The 21,493-nt window shown below is 65.9% G+C and carries 15 protein-coding genes; 3 read left to right on the top strand and 12 right to left on the bottom strand.

Going from position 1 to position 21,493, the window contains the following annotated elements:
• Window positions 1-37: 37 nt before the first annotated feature.
• The 4 genes from HW466_RS09070 to HW466_RS09055 form a co-directional block, all read right to left on the bottom strand.
• A complete protein-coding gene (locus HW466_RS09070) occupies window positions 38-550 on the bottom strand; it encodes a fimbrial protein (RefSeq protein ID WP_059449659.1) in 513 nt (170 codons plus the stop codon).
• 822 nt (window positions 551-1,372) lie between these two features.
• Entirely contained in the window at window positions 1,373-2,845 is a 1,473-nt protein-coding gene (locus tag HW466_RS09065) for an efflux transporter outer membrane subunit (protein WP_174905427.1), read from the bottom strand.
• The gene (locus HW466_RS09060; protein ID WP_174905428.1) at window positions 2,842-5,979 is read right to left on the bottom strand and encodes a multidrug efflux RND transporter permease subunit; all 3,138 of its coding nucleotides are present in this window, start codon (window positions 5,977-5,979) and stop codon (window positions 2,842-2,844) included. Before HW466_RS09060 ends, HW466_RS09065 begins: the two co-directional genes overlap by 4 nt.
• Window positions 5,980-5,998: 19 nt before the next feature.
• Window positions 5,999-7,186: a MexX/AxyX family multidrug efflux RND transporter periplasmic adaptor subunit gene (locus tag HW466_RS09055; protein WP_174905429.1), complete on the bottom strand. Its 1,188-nt coding sequence runs from the start codon at window positions 7,184-7,186 to the stop codon at window positions 5,999-6,001.
• Between the two features lie 150 nt (window positions 7,187-7,336).
• Between HW466_RS09055 and HW466_RS09050 the strand changes: the two genes are divergently transcribed.
• Both HW466_RS09050 and HW466_RS09045 read left to right on the top strand, forming a co-directional pair.
• On the top strand, window positions 7,337-7,984 hold the full coding sequence (locus tag HW466_RS09050; RefSeq protein WP_059544608.1) for a TetR family transcriptional regulator: 648 nt from the start codon (window positions 7,337-7,339) through the stop codon (window positions 7,982-7,984).
• A 341-nt stretch (window positions 7,985-8,325) separates the two neighbouring features.
• Window positions 8,326-9,591: a M23 family metallopeptidase gene (locus HW466_RS09045; RefSeq protein WP_230943544.1), complete on the top strand. Its 1,266-nt coding sequence runs from the start codon at window positions 8,326-8,328 to the stop codon at window positions 9,589-9,591.
• A gap of 91 nt (window positions 9,592-9,682) precedes the next feature.
• Here the strand turns inward: HW466_RS09045 and HW466_RS09040 are convergent, their stop codons facing one another.
• The 3 genes from HW466_RS09040 to HW466_RS09030 form a co-directional block, all read right to left on the bottom strand.
• A complete protein-coding gene (locus tag HW466_RS09040; RefSeq protein WP_059790700.1) occupies window positions 9,683-10,405 on the bottom strand; it encodes an amino acid ABC transporter permease in 723 nt (240 codons plus the stop codon).
• Between the two features lie 2 nt (window positions 10,406-10,407).
• On the bottom strand, window positions 10,408-11,130 hold the full coding sequence (locus tag HW466_RS09035) for an amino acid ABC transporter permease (protein ID WP_059848685.1): 723 nt from the start codon (window positions 11,128-11,130) through the stop codon (window positions 10,408-10,410).
• 106 nt (window positions 11,131-11,236) lie between these two features.
• Window positions 11,237-12,052 carry an ABC transporter substrate-binding protein gene (locus HW466_RS09030; RefSeq protein WP_151006146.1) on the bottom strand — a complete coding sequence of 272 codons (816 nt, stop codon included), beginning with the start codon at window positions 12,050-12,052 and terminating at the stop codon, window positions 11,237-11,239.
• Here HW466_RS09030 and HW466_RS09025 point away from each other — a divergent pair.
• Window positions 12,041-12,421, top strand: a complete 381-nt coding sequence (locus HW466_RS09025; protein ID WP_151006145.1) for a hypothetical protein — start codon at window positions 12,041-12,043, stop codon at window positions 12,419-12,421. The two genes, HW466_RS09030 and HW466_RS09025, sit on opposite strands and share 12 nt — an antisense overlap.
• Window positions 12,422-12,509: 88 nt before the next feature.
• Here the strand turns inward: HW466_RS09025 and HW466_RS09020 are convergent, their stop codons facing one another.
• The 5 genes from HW466_RS09020 to HW466_RS09000 all read right to left on the bottom strand — a co-directional run bounded on the left by HW466_RS09020 (window position 12,510) and on the right by HW466_RS09000 (window position 21,318).
• Window positions 12,510-13,814, bottom strand: a complete 1,305-nt coding sequence (locus HW466_RS09020) for an MFS family transporter (protein WP_059449651.1) — start codon at window positions 13,812-13,814, stop codon at window positions 12,510-12,512.
• Between the two features lie 233 nt (window positions 13,815-14,047).
• Window positions 14,048-15,727 (bottom strand): SpoVR family protein, encoded by a 1,680-nt coding sequence (locus HW466_RS09015; protein WP_059449650.1) that lies wholly within the window; start codon window positions 15,725-15,727, stop codon window positions 14,048-14,050.
• Complete coding sequence (locus HW466_RS09010; RefSeq protein ID WP_059449649.1) at window positions 15,724-16,992, bottom strand: YeaH/YhbH family protein; 1,269 nt, start codon at window positions 16,990-16,992, stop codon at window positions 15,724-15,726. Before HW466_RS09010 ends, HW466_RS09015 begins: the two co-directional genes overlap by 4 nt.
• A 125-nt stretch (window positions 16,993-17,117) precedes the next feature.
• Window positions 17,118-19,040, bottom strand: a complete 1,923-nt coding sequence (locus HW466_RS09005) for a PrkA family serine protein kinase (RefSeq protein ID WP_059449648.1) — start codon at window positions 19,038-19,040, stop codon at window positions 17,118-17,120.
• A gap of 520 nt (window positions 19,041-19,560) precedes the next feature.
• Window positions 19,561-21,318, bottom strand: a complete 1,758-nt coding sequence (locus HW466_RS09000) for a methyl-accepting chemotaxis protein (RefSeq protein WP_174905430.1) — start codon at window positions 21,316-21,318, stop codon at window positions 19,561-19,563.
• Between the last annotated feature and the right edge of the window lie 175 nt (window positions 21,319-21,493).

The raw sequence follows: 21,493 nt of genomic DNA, 5'->3' as shown, positions 1-21,493 counted from the left end.
AGAAAGGGTGCGCACACCCCTTCTCCGGCACGGACGCTTACTGGTAGCGAACCGTGAAGTTCGCGACGCCGTCGGCGGTACCCGGCGTCACGCCGGCTGCCGTCGCTTCGTACATGGCCGCGAAGCGTGCGATGTTCGTGCCGTTCTGCAGCACGGTCGGCGCCTTTTGCTCCGCGCCGTTGTCGAGGTATTCACCCGACGCTGACTGCAGGCGGATGCCGACGTTGGTGGCCGAGCCGATCGTGGCGAGCAGCTTCGGCTGGCCGGCGCTCGACGTGCCCGTGAACGTGAAGTACGCGTTCTGCGCGATGCTCGTGTCGCAGTCGGTCAGCTTGATGTCGAAGTTGGTCGGCGTGGACTTGTCGCCGGCCTGCTTGAACGTGTGGGTCGGCACCTTGCCGAGGTTCACGGTCTGGTTGACCGAGCCCGAATCGATGCCGCATGCGCCTGCGACGATCTCGCCCGTGAAGTTGATCGTGCCGGTGCCGTCTGCGAAAGCCGAGGTGGACAGGGCTGCGAGTGCGACAGCGGTCAGGAGGGATTTTTTCATGACGTTTCCGTGTGAATTGCAAAGGGAATGGACGACGTGGCGGATACAAAAGGCAGCATGTGGTTGGCTCCCGTCCGTCACGAGGCGGCATTATCGAGATACGAGTGAAAGAATTCTGTAAAGCATTGTTAAATCACCAATGACAATCTCATTTTTACGCACTTTCAGACGCACTCTTTCGTTGGAATTCTCAATACGGAAATTTTTATACGAAGTCCTTTTTAATTCTCCGGAACCGCTTGAAAACTAAAGAGGTTTCCTTTTATGAATTTCCACGACGCCGCTTTTCCTTTCTGCGCAAGGTTTTCCGATATAACCACCAGGAAAAGACAAAATTCTGTCCAATACCGCCATCGTTGTCCGATCGCAACGAAAACGATCACCGATCTTCAACTGACAGGAAATTAACGAGCGATTTTCTCCGGATGAAATTTCTCGCGCAAACGATTGCGCAATCATCACAAACGTTTCGCCGCGACATTTTGTCGCCCGCATTATTCGCGATACCAGAATTAATCGAACCGTCAATCGCGGATTAAATTCCGCGTGCCGCGACTTCATCCGGCGCACGTTCGCGACGATGCATACGCGGCGTTTCGGCGCACTGGATGGAATCGAAAAGAAGGAAGTCCGGCCCGAGCCGGAGCCGGGATGCGTGTCGAGCGAAGGGTGCCCTTCAAGCTCGACAGCCAGGGGAAGAACTCGGACGACGACGCGCGAATGGACGCGTCGCCAATCGCCGTCGATGCGCGACGGTACCGATGCCGACCGCAAGCGACGGCGCCTCGCCGTGCGCCATCGCCACGCGGCACGGCCAGCGCATCACACGGCCGACGCCTCGGCCGATGCAGGCGCCCACCCGCCGCCCAATGCGCGATACAGCGCAATCGCGTTCGCGAGCCTGCGTTCCTTGAGCCGGATCAGCTCCTGCCCCGACTCGTACGTGCTGCGCTGCGCATCGAGCAGTTCGAGATACGTCGCGACACCGCCCGCATAGCGGCGCTCGGCGAGCTTCAGCCGCGCGCCGTCGGCCGCATGGACGTCCTGCTGCGCGGCGAGCTGGCGATCGATCCAGTCGCGCGCGGCGAACGCATCGGCCACTTCGCGGAATGCGGTCTGCACCGCCTTCTCGTACTCGGCGACCGCGATGTGCTTGCGTGCGTTCGCGACGTCGAGATTCGCGCGATTGCGGCCGCCCGCGAAAATTGGCAGCGTGATGCGCGGCGCGAACGTCCACACGCTCGTGCCGCCCGCGAACAGGCTCGAGAACGCATCGCTGACCGAACCGTAGTCGGTCGTCAGCGCGATGCGCGGAAAGAACGCCGCGCGCGCGGCGCCGATCTGCGCGTTCGCGGCCTTGAGCCGCGACTCGGCCTGCCGGATGTCGGGCCGCCGTTCGAGCAGCTCGCTCGGCGCGCCGGGCGCCACCGGCGCGATCGCGAGCGTGTCGAACGCGGTGCCGTCGGCCGGCACGGTGCGTGCAAAGTCGCCGGCGAGCAATTGCAGCGCGCGCACCGACTGCGCGTGTTCGCGCTGCAGCGCGGCCTGCGACGCACGCGCGGACGCAACCAGCATCTCGGCCGAGCGCAACTCGATCGCGTCGCTCGTGCCGGCCGCGTAGCGGCGCTGCGTGAGCGCGGCGATGCGCTCGCGCGCATCGAGCGTGCGCTGCGCCAGCGCCAGTTGCTCGCGCAACGACCGCTCGGAAACGTATGCGCCCGCGACTTCGGCGATCACGCCGATGCGCACCGTGCGCTGCGCGTCGGCCGTCGCGAAATACTCGGCGAGCGCTGCATCGGACAGGTTGCGCACGCGGCCGAACAGGTCGAGCTCGTATGCACTGATGCCCACGCCCGCACGATACAACCCGCTCACGGCGCTCTCGCGCACGACCGGGTCGTACTGGCGCGTACGCTCGTAGCCGAGATTCGCGTCGACCGACGGCATCAGGTCCGCGCGCTGCACGCCGTACAGCGCGCGCGCTTCGTCGAGCCGGCCGGCCGCGATCCGCAGGTCGCGGTTGTTCGCGAGCGCGGCGTCGATCCACGCCTGCAGGCCCGGATCGGTGAAATACGCGCGCCAGTCGTCGAGCAGCGCCGCATCGGCGGGCGCGGACGCGGCTGTCTCGACGGCCTGCCGCGTATCGCCGTCGACCGATGTGTAACTGGCTGGCACCGGCGCCGCCGGCCGCTCGTAGCGCGGTGCGAGCGAGCATCCGGCAAGCACGAACGCGAGCGCGGCGGCCAGCGCGAGCCGGGCCTGCGGCGGTGCGCACGCTTTCAGATGAAACGTCATTGAGAACCCTCCATCGTGGCCGGCTGCGCGCCGCCGCGCCGGCGCGGGCCGACGTCGAACAGGCGGCCGACGATCACGAAAAACAGCGGGACGAGGAACACCGCGAGCACCGTCGCCGTGATCACGCCGCCGAGCACGCCGGTGCCGATCGCCATCTGCGCGCCGGACGCGGCGCCCGAAGCGAACGCGAGCGGCAGCACGCCGACGCCGAACGCGAGCGACGTCATCACGATCGGCCTCAGCCGCAGGCGCGCGGCCTCGAGCGCGGCGTCGACGAGCGACATGCGCTGCGCGACCAGATCCTTCGCGACTTCGACGATCAGGATCGCGTTCTTCGCGGACAACCCGATCGTCGCGATCAGTCCCACCTTGAAATAGATGTCGTTCGGCATCGCGCGTAGCGTGACGCCGAGCACCGCGCCGATCACGCCGAGCGGCACGACCAGCATCACCGCGAACGGGATCGACCAGCTCTCGTACAGCGCCGCCAGCGCGAGGAACACGACGAGCACCGACAGCGCGAACAGCATCGGCGCCTGCGAGCCCGACAGCCGCTCCTCGAACGACTGCCCCGACCATGCATGACCGATGCCGGCCGGCAGCTTCGCGGCGAGCCGCTCGATCGCGGCCATCGCCTCGCCGCTGCTGTGCCCCGGCGCGGCCGAGCCGTTGATCGTGAACGACGGGTAGCCGTTGTAGCGCGTGAGCTGCGGCGGCCCGAGCGTCCAGTGCAACGTCGCGAACGCCGCGAGCGGCACCATCTCGCCGCGCGCGTTGCGCACGCGCAGCTTCTTCACGTCGTCCGGATCGAGCCGGTGCAGCCCGTCGGCCTGCACGATCACGCGGCGCACCTGCGTGCCGTGCATGAAGTCTCCGATGTAGTCGGAGCCGAACATCACCGCGAGCGTCGTGTTGATCTCGTCCATCGACACCCCGAGCGCCGACGCCTTCGCGCGATCGATGTCGAGCTTCAGTTGCGGCGCGTCCTGCGTGCCGGCGAACATCAGGTCGGTGAGCGCCGGGTCCTTGCCGCCCGCCGCGAGCAGTTGCTCGCGCGCGGCGCTGAACGCCGCGTAGTCGAGCCCGCTGCGGTTCTGCAGCCGGAAGTCGAAGCCGCTCGTCGAGCCGAGATCGGGCAGCGCCGGCGAGTTCATCGCGAACACCGTGGTATTCGCGGCACCCGCGAAGCGCTCGTTGATGCGCGCGACGATCGCCTGCACGTGATCGCGCGCGGCCTTGCGTTCCTTCCAGTTCTTCAGCGTGACGAAGATCATCCCGCCGTTCGGCCCTTCGCCGTACAGGTTGAAGCCGCCGAGCGCGAACGTGTACGCGGCCGGCTCGTCATGACGAATGTACGACTCGACCTCGCGCACGCTCTGCATCGTTTCCGCGAGCGGCGTGCCCTGTGGCCGGATCACCATCACCATGAAGTTGCCCTGGTCCTCGTCGGGCAGGAACGCAGTCGGCAGTTGCGTGAGCATCAGCGCGGCCGCCGCGCTCAGCGCGCCGTACACGACGAGCCAGCGCACCGGCTTCTTCAGCATCGCGCCGACGCGCGTCGCGTAACGCTGCGTCGCGCGTGCGACGAAGCGGTTGAACCAGCCGAAGAAGCCGCGCTTCTCGTGATGGTCGCCCGCCACCGGCTTGAGCAGCGTCGCGCACAGCGCGGGCGTGAGCGACAGCGCGAGAAACGCGGAGAAGCCGATCGACACCGCGAGCGCGAGCGCGAACTGCCGGTAGATGTTGCCCACCGCGCCGCCGAAGAACGCCATCGGCACGAACACCGACGTGAGCACGACCGTGATGCCGACGATCGCGCCGCTGATCTGCTTCATCGCCTTCACGGTCGCGTCGTACGGGCCGAGCCCCTCCTCGACCATCAGCCGCTCGACGTTCTCGACGACGACGATCGCATCGTCGACCAGAATGCCGATCGCAAGCACCATGCCGAACATCGTCAGCACGTTGATCGAGAAGCCGGCCGCATACATCACGCCGAAGGTGCCCGCGAGCGCGACCGGCACGACGAGCGTCGGGATCAGCGTCGCGCGCAGGTTCTGCATGAACAGGAACATCACGAGGAATACCAGCACGCCGGCCTCGATCAGCGTCGTGACGACCTTGTTCATCGACACGCGCACGAACGACGACGTCTCGTACGGGATCTGGTATTTCACGCCGGGCGGGAAGTATGCGGACAGTGCGTCCATCGTCGCGCGCACGCGCTTCTCGGTGGCCACCGCGTTCGAGCCCGGCGCGAGCTTGATGCCCATCCCGGTCGCGACCTTGCCGTTCACGTACGACGGATAGTTGTAGTCGTTGCCGCCGAATTCGATGCGCGCGACATCGCGCAGCGTCAGCGCGGAGCCGTCCGGCAGCGTGCGCAGCGCGATCGCGCCGAAGTCGGCCGGCGTCTTCAGCGGCGCGTCGGCGAACACCGTCGCGGCGATCGGCGCGGTGTCCGGCACCGCGCTGCGCCCGATGTCGCCGACCGTCACGCGCGCGTTGTGCGCGCGCACGGCCGACGAGATGTCCGACGCGGTGAGGCCGTGCCCGGCCATCTTCACCGGGTCGGGCCAGATCCGCATCGCGTATTCGGCGCCCCAGAACTGCACGCGGCCGACGCCGTCGACGCGGCGCAGCGCCTGCACGACGTTCGCCGATGCGTATTCGCCGAGCTGCACGTCGGTCATCCGGCCGTCGTCCGACGTCAGCGACACGACGAGCTGGATGTTGTCGGCGGCCTTCTCGACCTGGATGCCGTCACGCCGCACCGGCTCGGGGAGCCGCGCCTCGACCGTCTTCAGCCGGTTCTGCACTTCGACGGCCGCGAGATCGGCGTTGACGCCCTGCTTGAACGTCAGGTACAGCGACGCCGCGCCGGCGCTGCTCGTCGCGGACGTATACAGCAGCCCCGGGGCGCCGTTCATCTCGCGCTCGATCAGCGCGGTCACCGATTCCTCGACGACCTGCGCGGATGCGCCCGGGTACGTCGCATAAATGCTGACGACGGGCGGCGCGATGTCCGGATACTGCGCGACGGGCAGCGCGCGTATCGCGAACGCGCCGCCGAGCATGATGAAGAGTGCGATCACCCACGCGAAGACGGGGCGATCGATGAAGAAACGTGCCATGTTGGTCTATGTGAACCGGTCAGGTTTGACGGGCGGCCGCCTGCGACGCGGCCTTCGTCGGCGTCGACTGCTCGACGGGCTTGACGGCGCTATCGGGCGCGAACTGCGCGGCGTTCTCGACGATCACGCGCTCGCCGCCGGCGAGGCCGCGCGTGATGCGCCAGTCGCGTCCGCTCATCCGGTCGGCGACGACCTCGACGTCCTTCACCTTGCCGTTCGCGTCGACTACGCGCACCGACGTGCGCTCGGCCGTGCGCAGCAACGCATCGCGCGGCACGAGGATCGCGCGCTGATCGACGGCCGCGTCGAGCGCGATCCGCACGTACGCGCCCGGCAGCAGTTCGCGCTCCGGATTCGGGAACAGCGCGCGCATCGCGACGGTATCGGTGGTCGGGTCGACCGCGAGATCGGTGAACAGCAGCTTGCCCTTGAGCGGATACGCGGTCCCGTCGGCACGCAGCAGCGTCACCGCGACGTCGTGCTGCGCGATGCCCGTCGCGCGGCCGCTCTTCACCGCGCGGCGCAATGCATCGACGTCGGCCGCCGGCTGCGAGAAATTCACGTAGATCGGATCGAGCTGCTCGACGGTCGTGAGCGGCGTGGCCTGGTCCTGGCCGACGAGCGCGCCCTCGGTGACGAGCGCGCGCCGTGCGCGGCCCGAAATCGGCGCGGTGACGGTCGCGTAGTCGAGCTGCAACTGCGCGCGGGCGAGTTCGGCCTTCGCCGAAGCGACGGCGGCCTTCGCCTGCGCGTCGTCGGCAACGGCCTCCGTGTGATCGCGCTCGCTGACCGCGCGATCGCGCACCAGGTCGTCGTACCGGCGACGCTTGTCGCTCGCCGCGAGCGCGGCGGCCTGCGCCTTCGCGAGCGCACCCTGCGCGGCGTCGCGTGCGGCCTTCAGCGGTGCCGGGTCGATGCGGAACAGCACCGCGCCCTGCTTCACTTCCTGGCCTTCTTCGTAGGTGCGCGCCGTAACGATGCCCGCGACCCGCGCACGCACTTCCGCTTGCCGATACGCATCGAGCCGGCCGGGCAATTCGACGGTCATCGGCACGGCCGTCGGACGTACCGTCACGACGGTCGCGCGTTGAACGGCCTCCGGCGCGTTGCCCTGTTCATCCTTTCCGCATCCGCCCACGAGCAGCATGGCCGCGAGCGCGAACGGCGCCAGCCGAAGGCGGCGCCCCAGGGAGCGTTTGTTGTTCATGTATGACCTCGGATCGTTCGCCGCCGATACAATGCGGCGGCTCAGGGTGGCCGATTATAATCAGTCACGACTGATTAAATACAGGCCGTTTCAATCCGGCCGCCACACTGTCTCAATAAAACGACAGCGAACTGTAAGGAAATTCACGACATGGCCCGCAAGACCCGGGAAGAATCTCTTGCCATCAAGCACCGGATCCTCGATGCCGCCGAGCTCGTCCTGCTCGAAAAAGGCGTCGCGCAAACCGCGATGGCGGACCTCGCCGAGGCCGCCGGCATGTCGCGGGGCGCCGTGTACGGCCACTACCGCAACAAGATGGAAGTGTGTCTCGCGATGTGCGACCGCGCGTTCGCGCGCACGTCCGAAGGTTTCGACGCGGTCGACGGCCTGCCCGCGTTCGCCACGCTGCGCCGCGCGGCGTCGCACTATCTGCGGCAATGCGGCGAGCCGGGCGCGATGCAGCGCGTGCTCGTGATCCTCTATACGAAGTGCGAACAGAGCGAGGAGAACGGCGCGCTGCAGCGGCGCCGCATGCTGCTCGAGCTGCAGATGCTGCGTATCACCAAGGCGCTGCTGCGCCGTGCGATCGCGGCCGGCGAACTCGCCGCCGATCTCGACGTGCATCTCGCGGCCGTCTATCTCGTGTCGCTGCTCGAAGGCGTGTTCGCGTCGATGATCTGGACCAACCGGTTGCGCGGCAATCTGTGGAACGACGCGGAAGCGATGCTCGACGCCGGCTTCGACGCAGTGCGCACGTCCGCCGCGCTGCGCATGCGTGCGCAAAAATTGCCTGTCTGACGAAAAGCGGCGCAATAAATGCTGATTTAACCCGATTTACCGCACTGCGAAACGAGTGAGCCGACCCTCTTTAAAATTTTTAACGTTTCGCGGAACATCGGTAGACTGACGCTGTCATCTTTCTTTAGCGTCTTCGTGATAATCCGGGTGCGACCCGGAAAGCTCACGCCGCCGTTCGAAGCGGGCCTGCCCGCAAGTTGGGTCGAACGGAAACGACACAGGCCCCTGGCGGGGCCTGTTTTGTTGCACGCCCGTCGTCCGCCCCGTCGTCACCCGACGGACATGCCGCCGATGGCTCCCGCCCACACCTCTTTGAACCGCTTTTCTGGATGTGGACACCCTTGGTCAAGCCTGCCGCAACCCCTGATGCTTTCGCGCCCGGCCGCGCGCAGCGCCTCGTGCGCGCGCTCGTGCCGGCCGCCGTGCTCGGCGCCCTCGCCGCCTTCGGTCTCGCCGCCGCGCTACCGGCCGTCTCGCAACTGCCGGGCGCCGTCGATTCCGGCACGGCCGCGCTGCCGCAGCGCGTGCTGTCCGACACGCCGTTTCCCACCGCGCAGCATTTCGTGACGAGCGAGCTCGCGCGCACGATCGGCGAGCGCAACGCACTCGACGAACACGGCGAGCGCAGCGTGCAGCCGGGCCTGTTCGCGCCGCTCAGCGCCCATCGCAACGACATGCTCGGCTATACGAGCCTGTTCCAGTTCGCGCCGCCCGAACAGCAGCACGGGATGCGCGCGGGCGACATCGAACTCACGCTCTCCGACACGCTGAACCGTCTCGACGTGCCGCCCGAGGTGCGCATCCAACTCGGCGATCTCGTCAGCGGCAAGGTCGCGATGCGCGCCAGCGCACAGCGCGGCGACTACTATCGCCTCGCTTACGACACCAACAACGGCACGCCGCACATCACTGCGCTCGAACTGCGCGTCGCGGGCCGCACGTTCGGCGCGATCTGGTTCCGCGCGCCGGGCGCCGACCACGGTGCGTACTACACGCTCGACGGCGCACCGCTCGAAGCGGCCGCATTCACGATGCCCGTCAAGTGGACACGCATCAGCTCGTTCTTCGGCGAGCGCATCCACCCGCTGTCGCAGGCGATGGCGTTCCACACCGGCGTCGACCTCGCCGCGCCGTCCGGCACGCCCGTCAATGCGGCGGCCGACGGCGTCGTGTCGTTCGTCGGCACCGATCCGGGCGGCTATGGCCGCTACGTGATCGTCGATCATGCAGACGGCTATTCGACCTACTACGCGCATTTGTCCGCCTTCGCGCACGGGCTCAAGACCGGCGAAACCGTGAAGCAGGGCCAGCGCCTCGGCTCGGTCGGGATGACCGGCGCCGCCACCGGCCCGCACCTGCACTTCGAGGTGCGCGTCGCGAACGATCCGGTCGATCCGCTCGTCACGCTCGCAAGCGCGCAGACGGGGCTGTCCGACATGCAGCTCACCGCGTTCCGCCAGGAAGCGGCGCAATGGCGCTTCCGCCTCGCGTCGATCAGCACGGCGCCATTCGCATTCGCGCAAACCGACGGCCCGTTGTGGGGCGACTTCGCGACCGGTCCGTCGACGCTGCGCGCGGTCTTCGACACGCACTACAGCGCGTCCTGACGCCGACGCACCGAGGCGCCCGCCGCCGCTGGCGCGGGCGCACACTCTTCATCACCGGCAACGCGCCGCATGCATCGCACGCGGCCCGCCGTTACCGCGCCGGCTCCGTGCGCTCGGCCGCCTGCGCCACGCGCTCCGCACGCGGGCGACGCGACAGCAGCCAGCGCGCCGCGCCGTCGAGCGACGTGCACAGCACGAGATAGATCGCCGCGACGAACAGGAAGATCGGCGCCGGATACACCATCAGCCGGTTGTTCACCTGCGTCGCGACGAAAGACAGCTCCGGCACGCCGACGATATACGCGAGCGACGTGTCCTTCACGAGCGCGACCCACTGGTTGACGAACGACGGCGTCATGATCCGGATCGCCTGCGGCAACAGCACGTAGCGCACCGTCTGCCAGCGCGTGAGCCCGAGCGACAACCCTGCCTGCCACTGCCCGTCGCCGGCCGCGACGATACCCGCGTGCACCGCATGCGCGAGATACGCGCCGCCGATCAGCGCCAGCGCGCACACGACCGTCGCAAGCCCCGGCACGTCCACGTGCAGCAGCATCGGCATCAGGAAATACGTCCAGAAGATCAGCATCAGCACCGGAATCGCGCGGAAGAAGCCGATGAACGCGAGCAGCAGCACGCGCAGCGGGCCGCGCGCGAGCGCCATCGCGACGCCAAGCGCGACGCCCAGCACGGCGGACGCGAGCGCCGATGCGATCGCGAGCACGAGCGACAGCGCGGCGCCGCCGAGCGGGCCGTCCGGGAACGCGCCGACGAGCAGGTACGGCAGGTTGTCGAGCAGCAGCGAGATGTCCATCGTCAGCGCCCCGCACCGAGCCGGTCGCGCCATTGCGCGGCCGCGTATGCGGCGGCCTCGATCGCCGCCACCGCGACGATGTACAGCACGGTCGCGACACCGAACGCGGCGAAGGTCCTGAACGTCTCCGTCTCGACCTGCCGCGACGCATACGACAGCTCGGCGACGCCGATCGCCATCGCGAGCGACGAGTTCTTCACGAGATTCATGTATTGGCCGAACAACGGCGGCAGCGCGATGCGCACGGCCTGCGGCAGCACGACGTAGCGCAGCGACTGCATCGGCGTGAGGCCGAGCGCCGCGGCCGCCTCATGCTGCGCGCGGCGCACGCCGCGCAGTCCGGCTTCGCATTCCTCGGCGACGAACGCGGCCGTGTACGCGCTCAACCCGAACCAGCCCGCGACGAACTCGAACGACGGCCACGCGAGCGTGACGAAGCCCGCGCTCAGTTGATGGCGCGCGTTCAGCCATGCGACCCACGTATCGGGCAGCAACGACGCGACGCCGAAATACCAGAACAACAGTTGCACGAGCAACGGCGTGTTGCGCAACGCAACGACGTAACCGGAAGCCAGCATGCGCGGCACCGTGCCGCGTGCATGTCGCATGACGGCGAGCAGCAGCCCGCCCGCGGTCGCGGCGAGCGCCGCTGCGGCCGCGAGGCCGAGCGTCAGCAGGAAGCCCTGCCAGAGCCAGGACAGATATTTGGGAGCCAGGCCGAGCATGCGGTGGTGCGTGCGCGAAGCGCGCGATCGAAAAGAAACGGAAAGCGCCGCGCTCCGTGCGCACCGGCGCGGCCGGCGGCGAAACGCGGCACACGTGGCCCGCGGCTCAGGTCTTGTCGCCGATGCGGAAGATGCGCGTGAGCGGCGTCTTCGTCGTCGGCCCGAACCACGCGTCGTAGATCTGCCCCGCGCGGCCATTCGCCTCGAGGCCCTTCAGCGTGTCGTTGACGAAGCCGAGCAGGCGCGTCTCGCGCTTCGGCACGCCGACGCCCATGTAGTCGTTCGAGATCGTAAACGCCGGGATCTCGTAGTTCTGCTTGTCGGGCACGTTCGCGAGCAGGCCGATCAGTTTCGGCCCGTCCTGCGTGATCGCCTGCACGTTGCCGGCGCGCAGGGCGGCGAACGCGAACGGCGTGTCGTCGTACGCGACGATCGTCGCCTTCGGGAATTTCTCGCGCAGCGTGATCTCGTTGGTCGTGCCCTTGTCGGCGCCGACGCGCAGGCCGTTCAACTGGTCGGCCGATTTGAGCACGCCCTTCTTCGCGAGAAACTGCTGGCCCGACGAGAAATACGGGATGCTGAAGTCGACCTGCTTCGCGCGCTCGTCGGTGATCGTGAAGTTCGCGAGCACCAGATCGACCTTGCCGGACGTCAGGAACGGAATGCGGTTCGCGGGATTGGTCGGCTGCAGCTGCAGCTTCACGCCGAGCTTGTCGGCCAGCGCCTTCGCATAGTCGACGTCGAGGCCGACGATGCGATTGCTTTTGGCGTCGACGTAACCGAACGGCGGATTGCTGTCGAAAGTCGCGACGCGCAGCACGCCGGCCTTGCGGATGTCGTCGAGGCGGTCCGCGTGCGCGAGCGTGCCGGACGTGACGAGCGCGGCCCCGACGAGCCACGTGGCGAGAGTGTGGATTTTCATGAGCACGACCTGATTTGTTATCAAGGCCGCCGCGGATCGCGCGGCGGCCGGTTCGAGGAACATCGCGACGCCGTGTATCGTCGCGAAGCCGCTAACGTATCAGCGCGTGCGGCGATTCCGAACCAACAAATGCTGCTTTGCTCTGCCGGATTCGTGATGACGCTCGCAGGCGGCGGGCGCGATGGCGTGCGTGGAAAAAAAGACGCCCGCTGCACGCAGCGGGCGCGAATCCCAGTCAAGGAGGTGTCACACGAACTACGCGCTCAGCATAAGAGCTTCGCCGGCGGCCGACAACGAAGCGATTCCGATATCGATATCGCGCGTCCCGCGATGAGCTTGCCTGCGCTCGTGCGCACGCCGCGCGCATGAAAAAACGGCGCGCCGCCTGTGTGGCGGAGCGCCGTCCCGTTGCCCGTTGCCGGTCGATGCAGGCAGCCTCGCGAGGCTGCCCGGTCGATCACGGTTCGTGACGCAGATACCCTTCCTTGCTCGGATCGCGCATCCGCCAGGACACGATCAACGAGATCGCGCACAGCGCCGTCACGTACCAGTAGAAGGTTTCCTCGCTGCCGATCGACTTGAACCACAGCGCGACGTACTCGGCCGAGCCGCCGAAGATCGCGTTCGCGACCGCATACGACAGGCCGACGCCCATCGCGCGCACTTCGGGCGGGAACATCTCGGCCTTGATGAGGCCGCTGATCGACGTATAGAAGCTGACGATCGCGAGCGCGATCGTGACCAGCGCGAACGCGGCCGTCGGGCTCGTCACGGTCTTCAGCGCATGCATCAGCGGCACCGTGCCGATCACCGCGAACGTGCCGAACAGGATCATCGACGTGCGCCGGCCGATCTTGTCGGACAGCGCGCCGAACACCGGCTGGATCAGCATGTAGACGAGCAGCGCGACGGTCATCACGTTGCTGGCCGTCTTCGCGTGCATGCCGGCCGTGTTGACCAGGTACTTCTGCATGTACGTGGTGAACGTGTAGAAGATCAGCGAGCCGCCGGCCGTGAAGCCGACCACCGTGAAGAACGCGCCCTTGTGCTGCCACACGCCGCGGATCGTGCCCGCATCCTTCTTGTCGCGCGATGCGCTCGTCGAGGTCTCGTCGAGCGATTTGCGCAGATACAGCGAGATCAGCGCGGCCGCCGCGCCGCAGACGAACGGAATGCGCCAGCCCCAGGCCTTCAGCTCGTCGTTCGACAGCGCCTGCTGCAGGATCACGAGCACCAGCAGCGCGCACAGCTGGCCGCCGATCAGCGTCACGTACTGGAACGACGCGAAGAAGCCGCGCCGGCCCTTGAGCGCGACCTCGCTCATGTAGGTGGCGCTCGTCCCGTATTCGCCGCCGACCGACAGGCCCTGGAACAGACGCGCGACCAGCAGCAGCGCCGGCGCGAGCGCGCCGATCTGCGCATAGGTCGGCAGCACCGCGATCACGAGCGAGCCGCCGCACATCATCAGCACCGAGATCATCATCGCCGTGCGGCGGCCATGACGGTCGGCGATGCGGCCGAACAGCCAGCCGCCGATCGGACGCATCAGGAAGCCGGCCGCGAACACGCCGGCCGTGTTCAGCAGCTGCGTCGTCGTGTTGCCGCTCGGGAAGAACGCCGGTGCGAAGTACAGCGCGCAGAACGAGTAGATGTAGAAGTCGAACCACTCGACAAGGTTGCCCGACGAGGCGCCGACGATGGCGAACACGCGCCGCCGGGTGTCATGCGCGGACAGCGCAGCTTGGTCGGTCTGGACGTCCATGGGTTGGTCTGTTCCTTTTAGTGCTTTCTGGGCGAGACGGCTGGGGGCCGCCGCGTGCGGTCGCACGTGGCACCGGTTCCGGCGCACGGCGCTACGGGATTTTAGCGAAATGTAAAGTAACAGGCTTTCCGGGTTCGTCCGGATGTAGAAAAATTTTCTCCGGCCGCGCGTTCGCCATATGAAAACGCCAGCCGCGAGGCTGGCGTCCGATGCAAACTATTTCCGGCGCGAGGCTAGACCCGCACCTCCGGCGGCACGTAGCGGCACTCGTAGCGCTTGCGCACGGTACCGGCCTCGTCGACGCTTTCCAGGAACACGTCGAACTGCCAGAGCCGCGCCATGTGCTTGAGCACCTCCTCGCTGTCGTTCGACAGATGGCGGTTGTCGGTCATGAAGTGGCGCAGCGTGAGGCTGCGGTCGCCGCGCGTGTTTACCGCCCACACCTGGATGTTCGGCTCGCGGTGATGGATGTCGTACTGCCGCGACAGCGCCTGCCGCACGTACTGGTAGCCGGACTCGTCGTGGATCGCCGATACCTCGAGCGAGTCGCGCATGTCGTCGTCGAGCACGGAGAACAGCCGCATCTCGCGGATCAGATTCGGCGACAGATACTGCGCGATGAAGCTCTCGTCCTTGAAGTTGCGCATCGCGTAGTGCATCGCCGGCAGCCACGGGGTGCCCGCGATCTCCGGGAACCACTTGTAGTCTTCCTCCGTCGGCGCCTCGCAGATGCGCCGAATGTCGCTCATCATCGAGAAGCCGAGCGCATACGGATTGATCCCGCTGTAGTACGGCTTCGTGACGGGCGGCTGGTAGACCACGTTGCTGTGTGAATGCAGGAACTCCATCATGAAGCCGTCTTCCAGCTTGCCCTGGTTGTACAGCGTATTGAGCAGCGTGTAGTGCCAGAACGTCGCCCAGCCTTCGTTCATCACCTGCGTCTGCCGCTGCGGATAGAAGTACTGGCCGATCTTGCGCACGATGCGGATCACCTCGCGCTCCCACGGCTCGAGCAGCGGCGCGTTCTTCTCCGCGAAATACAGCAGGTTCTCCTGCGGCTCCGGCGGATAGCGTTCCTCCTGCTCCTCCATCAACTCGGGCTTCTTGCCCGGCAGCGTGCGCCACAGCTCGTTGACCTGCGACTGCAGATACGCCTCGCGCTCGCGCCGCAGCGCGGCCTCCTTCGACAACGACGGCTTCTGCGGCCGCTTGTAGCGGTCGACGCCGTAGTTCATCAGCGCATGGCATGAATCGAGCAATTCCTCGACGCGATCGAGACCGTAGCGCTCCTCGCATTCGGCGACGTAGTTCTTCGCGTACACGAGATAGTCGATGATCGCGTGCGCGTCGGTCCACAGCCGGAACAGGTAGTTGCCCTTGAAGAACGAGTTGTGCCCGTACGCCGCGTGCGCGATGACGAGCGCCTGCATCGTCATCGTGTTCTCTTCCATCAGATACGCGATGCACGGATTCGAGTTGATGACGATTTCGTACGCGAGGCCCATCTGGCCGCGGCGATAACTCTTCTCGGTCGCGAGGAAGTGCTTGCCGAACGACCAGTGGCGATAGTTGACCGGCATCCCGACCGACGCGTACGCGTCCATCATCTGCTCGGCGCTGATCAGTTCGAGCTGGATCGGATAGATGTCGAGCTCGTATTGCTCCGCGACCTGCGAGATGTGCGTGTCGTATTCCTCGAGCAGTTCGAACGTCCAGTCGGACGGGCACGGCAGCGGCTTGCGTTCGGCAACGTTCATACGCGCTTCCTTCTGCCCGGCAGCGGGCAAGTCGGCGGCCGGCGGCGCCGGCTCGGCCCGGCCGCTTTGCTGCGATGCGGCAGGGCCGGCGGCGGTGTCGCCGGATGGGCGCGGCGCGTAGCCGCGCGACTCGTTGTGCAGATGGCGGGTCGTCATGACATTTCCACCTGCTTCTCGAACAATTCGCGAAACACCGGGTAAATGTCGGCAGCCGATTCGACTTTCTTCATCGCCAGATGCGGTTGCGACAGCGCGAGCTGCGCGTATTCCAGCCACAGGTTCTGCTCTTCGGGCGCGACCTGGATATACGCGAAGTAGCGCGTCTTGGTGAGGATATCCTCTTCCAGGATTTTGCGACACTTCGGCGAATCGTCGGTCCAGTTGTCGCCGTCGGATGCCTGCGCACCGTAGATGTTCCATTCCGTCGGCGAGTAGCGCTCGTTCATCACCTTGCGCATCAGTTCGAGCGCGCTCGACACGACGGTGCCGCCGCTTTCGGTCGAATGGAAGAAGGTGTCCTCGTCGACCTCCTCCGCGCGCGTGTGGTGGCGGATGAACACGACCTCGATGCGCTCGTAGTTGCGCTTCAGAAACAGGTACAGGAGGATGAAGAAGCGCTTCGCGAGATCCTTGCGCTGCTCGTCCATCGAGCCGGACACGTCCATCAGGCAGAACATCACGGCCTGGCTCGACGGCTGCGGCTGCTTCACGCGGTTGATGTAGCGCAGGTCGAACGGATCGATGAACGGGATTCGCCAGATGCGCCCTTTCAGGTGATGGATCTCGGCCTCGAGCGTCGCGATTTCCGCGCGGCGGTCTTCCGGATCGCTCTTCAACGCCTCGAGCTGCGCTTCGAGTTCGCGCAACTCGTTGACGAGCGGCGAGCCCAGCGCGATGCGCCGGCCGAGCGCGCTGCGCAGCGAGCGCACGACGTCGATGTTGTTCGGCGTGCCTTCCGCCGACCAGCCCGCGCGCACGTTCTTCCAGCTCGGCACCGTCAGCAGGTGCGTCTTCACGAGGCGCGGCAGTTCGAGATCGTCGAAGAAATACTGCATGAATTCGTCACGCGACAGCTCGAACACGAAGTCGTCCTGCCCTTCGCCCTCGTTGCTCGCCTGACTGCCGCCGCCGCCCGAGCCGCCCTGCGGGCGCGGGATCTTGTCGCCGCGCACGTAGTCTTCGTTGCCCGGGTGCACGTATTCACGGCGCCCGCCAGGCGCGTGCCGGAAATTCGGCTCGGCGATGTCCTTGCGCGGAATCGTGATGCTTTGCGTGCTCTGGATATCCTTGATGCTACGGTCGCGCACCGCGTCGGACACGGCACGACGAATGTAGTTCTTGACGCGACGCAGAAAGCGTTCGCGGTTGGCGATGCTCTTGTTCTTGCCGGCCAGCCTGCGGTCGATGATTTGATGAAGCACTCCCGGTCTCCCGCTCGAAAGTCGATCTGCCGGGGCACTCGCCGCGCATGCCGTGTGCCGTCATGCGGGCGGCGCCTCTGAAGGTGCCCGTACGGACTCGCCGTACGGGCGCGGTACCGCGCGCGTCATGACGACTTGCGCACGCGCAGGTACCAGTCGCAAAGCAGCCTCACCTGCTTCGGCGTATAGCCCTTCGCGACCATCCGGTTCACAAAGTCCTCATGCTTGCGTTGCTCCTCCGCCGAACCCTTCGCGTTGAACGAAATGACCGGCAACAGTTCCTCGGTATTCGAGAACATCTTCTTCTCGATCACGACGCGCAACTTCTCGTAGCTCGTCCACACGGGGTTCTTGCCGGCATTCGCCGCCCGTGCGCGCAACACGAAGTTCACGATCTCGTTGCGGAAATCCTTCGGATTGCTGATTCCGGCAGGCTTCTCGATCTTCTCGAGTTCCGCATTCAGCGCCGCGCGGTCGAAACTCTCGCCCGTGTCGTGATCGCGGAATTCCTGATCCTGGATCCAGAAGTCCGCATACGTGACGTAGCGGTCGAAGATGTTCTGCCCGTACTCCGAATACGACTCGAGATATGCCGTCTGGATCTCCTTGCCGATGAACTCCGCGTAACGCGACGCGAGCACGTCCTTCACGAACGACAGGTACTTCTGCTCCGTTTCCGGCGGGAACTGCTCGCGTTCGATCTGCTGCTCGAGCACGTACATCAGATGCACGGGGTTCGCCGCGACCTCGCTCGTGTCGAAGTTGAACACGCGCGACAGAATCTTGAACGCGAAGCGTGTCGACACGCCGGTCATCCCTTCGTCGACGCCCGCGTAGTCGCGATACTCCTGGTACGACTTCGCCTTCGGATCGGTGTCCTTCAGATTTTCGCCGTCGTACACCTGCATCTTCGAGAACAGGCTCGAATTCTCCGGCTCGTGCAGGCGCGACAGCACCGAGAACTGCGACATCATCTTCAGCGTGCCCGGCGCGCACACGGCTTCGGCGAGCGACGAATTGCGAATCAGCTTCTCGTAGATCTTGATTTCTTCGGACACGCGCAGGCAATACGGCACCTTCACGACGAAGATCCGGTCGAGCAGTGCCTCGTTGTTGCGGTTGTTGCGGAACGCCTTCCACTCCGACTCGTTCGAGTGCGCAAGAATCACGCCGTCGAACGGAATCGCGCCGAATCCTTCGGTGCCCTTGAAGTTGCCTTCCTGCGTCGCGGTCAACAGCGGGTGCAGCACCTTGATCGGCGCCTTGAACATTTCGACGAATTCGAGCAGGCCCTGGTTCGCGAGACACAGGCCGCCCGAATAGCTGTACGCATCGGCGTCGTCCTGCGCGTACTGTTCGAGCTTGCGGATGTCGACCTTGCCGACAAGCGACGAGATGTCCTGATTGTTCTCGTCGCCAGGTTCGGTCTTCGCGATGCCGATCTGCCGAAGGATCGACGGATAGCGGCGCACCACGCGGAACTGGCGGATGTCGCCGTTGTATTCGTGCAGGCGCTTGACCGCCCACGGACTCAGGATGCTCTTCAGGTAGCGGCGCGGTATCCCGTATTGCTCTTCGAGGATCGGGCCGTCCTCGTCGTAGTCGAACAGCCCGAGCGGCGATTCGTTGACGGGCGAACCCTTCAGTGCATAGAACGGCACGCGCTCCATCAGCTGCTTCAGGCGCTCGGCGATCGACGACTTGCCGCCGCCCACAGGGCCCAGCAGGTAGAGGATCTGCTTCTTCTCTTCGAGCCCCTGCGCCGCATGGCGGAAGTACGCGACCACCTGCTCGATCACTTCCTCCATTCCGTAGAACTCACGAAACGCGGGATAAACCTTGATAACCTTGTTCGCGAAGATCCGCGACAGGCGCGGGTCGTTGCGGGTATCGATTTGTTCTGGTTCCCCGATTGCAGCCAGCATGCGTTCGCCTGCCGTGGCGTACGCTGACGGATCGTTCTTGCAGAGCGCGAGATACTCCTCCAGCGAGAACTCTTCCTCTCGCGTTTTTTCGAAGCGGTTCGCGAAGCTGCTGTAAATATCCATGCTACCTCCTCGCCTGAGTCTGAAGACGTGCCTGCCTTCTATGACTGCGCAGAAGCAAGCGCGTTCGAATTCATCCTAAACCCTTTCTTATTTTTTTTCACGAACTCTTCGTATGAAGTTCGTCATTCTCGACAACACGGGCTGCGCAACGCATTTCGACGCTTTACAATCGATCTCCCGAGCCGCAGAAACTGCATCCGCCGCATCTTGTCGAGCATCGGAACATCTCGTGCGCCGGACACCTTCTCCGTCATCGCCGCGCCCTTCGTTCTCCCCTTCCTCCCTATACGTTCGAACAGGCGTTTCCGACGACACTTCGCGCGCACCGTTACAAATTTTTTTCGCATCGTCGGGAGATACCCGTAGCGCGGATGCGCACGCTCGATGCGCGGCCACGCGCGAACGCTCACGCGCGCCGTCACATTCGATCGGTCGTCGAAACGACGACGCCCGCATGCCGCGGGCGTCGTGTGCTGCCAAATGGGGATAGATGCGGGGATCGATGCGCGACGCGCGCGTATCAGAACGTTTCCCAGTCGTCGGCGCCGGCAGACGCAAGCGCCGGTGCGGGTGTGGCGGCCGTCGGCTTGCGTGCCGGCGCGGCGTGCCTGGGCGCAGCGTCGCGCTCGTTGCGCGCCGCGACCGCGGGCGCCGGCGGCGAAACCGGCACGACAGCCGGTGCGGCCACCGCGCGCGGCACCGGGCGTGCAGCGGCGGCGACCGGCGCGGCCGCGTCGTCGTCGATCCGGAATACCGACGCCGTTTCGCGCAGGCGCGCGGCCTGCTCATCGAGCGATTGCGCGGCCGCCGCCGCTTCCTCGACGAGCGCGGCGTTCTGCTGCGTGACCTCGTCCATCTGCGCGACCGCGCGCGCGACCTGGTCGATGCCGCCGCTCTGCTCCTCGGATGCCGCCGCGATCTCGCCCATGATGTCGGTCACGCGCTGCACCGCACTGATCACGTCGCTCATCGTGCGGCCGGCTTCGTCGACGAGCGTCGAGCCGGTCCGGATGCGCTCCACCGATGCATCGATCAGCGCCTTGATCTCCTTGGCCGCGCTCGACGACCGCTGCGCGAGGCTGCGCACCTCGCCCGCGACAACCGCGAAGCCGCGGCCTTCCTCGCCGGCACGCGCGGCTTCGACGGCCGCGTTCAGCGCCAGGATGTTGGTCTGGAACGCGATTCCCTCGATGATTGCGATGATGTCCGCGATCTTCGCCGAACTGTCGTTGATCTCTCCCATCGTGCCGACCACCTGGCCAACCACCGTGTTGCCCTTGTTTGCAATCTCCGACGCGTTCGCGGCCAGCGAGCTTGCCTGCCGCGCATTCTCCGCGTTCTGCTTCACGGTGCCGGTCAACTGCTCCATGCTCGACGCGGTTTCCTGCAGCGCGGACGCCTGCTCTTCCGTGCGCGACGACAGGTCGATATTGCCGGCGGCGATCTGGCGGGCCGCGGTCGCGATCGACTCGCTGCCGCCGCGCACGGTGCGCACCGTGTCGACCAGCCCGCGCTGCATCTTCGCAAGACCCTCGAGGAGCTGGCCCATTTCGTCGCGCCGATGCACCACGATCGAGCGGCGCAGGTCGCCCGCGGCGATCGCGTCGAAATGCGCGAGCGCGTCCGCGAGCGGGCGGCCGATCGCGCGGCTGAGCGTCAGCCACGACAGCACCGCCGCGATCAGGCCCGCCGCCAGCAGCGCGATCGACAGCATGCGCAGCGTCTCGAACAACGATTCCGCGCGGTCGAAACCCGCCTGCCCGTCGGTGAACTGGAAATTGCGCAGCGCTTCGCCGGCAGTCGCGAGGTCGTTGTAAAGCGCCTGCAACTGCTTGGCGCCCTCACCGATGCGCTCGTGGTCGCCTGCCGCGACCATGCTCCCGAACGCATCGCAGCTGCGCTGCAGTGCCAGCCGCTTGGCGGCGACGTCCTGCGCCAGCCGGTCTTCCTCCGGGCCGCGCGGCAGCGCAAGATACTTTTGCCACCACGCGTCGGACTGCGCGCGCATCCCGCGGCTGCGCTCCACCGCGGCAGCCGAGTCGGGCGTGCCGGCCAGCAGTGCGGCGCGATCGAGCGCCAGGCGCTCGCGCGCCGCGTACATTTCGGCAACGGCCACGTCGACCGCGCTCGGCATCTGGTTCGTGAAAATCTCGCGCGTCGCGTCGTTCGAGCGCGTCATCCCGTACACGCCCAGCATGCCGATCACCGCCAGCAGGACCGCGAGAAACGCCATCGTCAGACCGATGCGTGCACGTATCGTCAGGTTTCCGATCACCATCATTCTTCCTGTATTGCGTCGTCATGGCGGGCAACGCCCGCTTTTCGAAACAGTGTTTCGTCCTGGTGTATTTACGACCGGATGTTGCGCAGCTTGATGGTATTCACATCATTTTTTTCACCAATTCGTTAGTTCATTACATATCGATGAATAATGGGGGCGAAGCATCGCAGCT

Source organism: Burkholderia territorii, from assembly GCF_902833055.1.
Classification (GTDB): Bacteria; Pseudomonadota; Gammaproteobacteria; order Burkholderiales; family Burkholderiaceae; genus Burkholderia; species Burkholderia territorii.
This window is presented reverse-complemented; position numbering and strand designations above follow the sequence as displayed.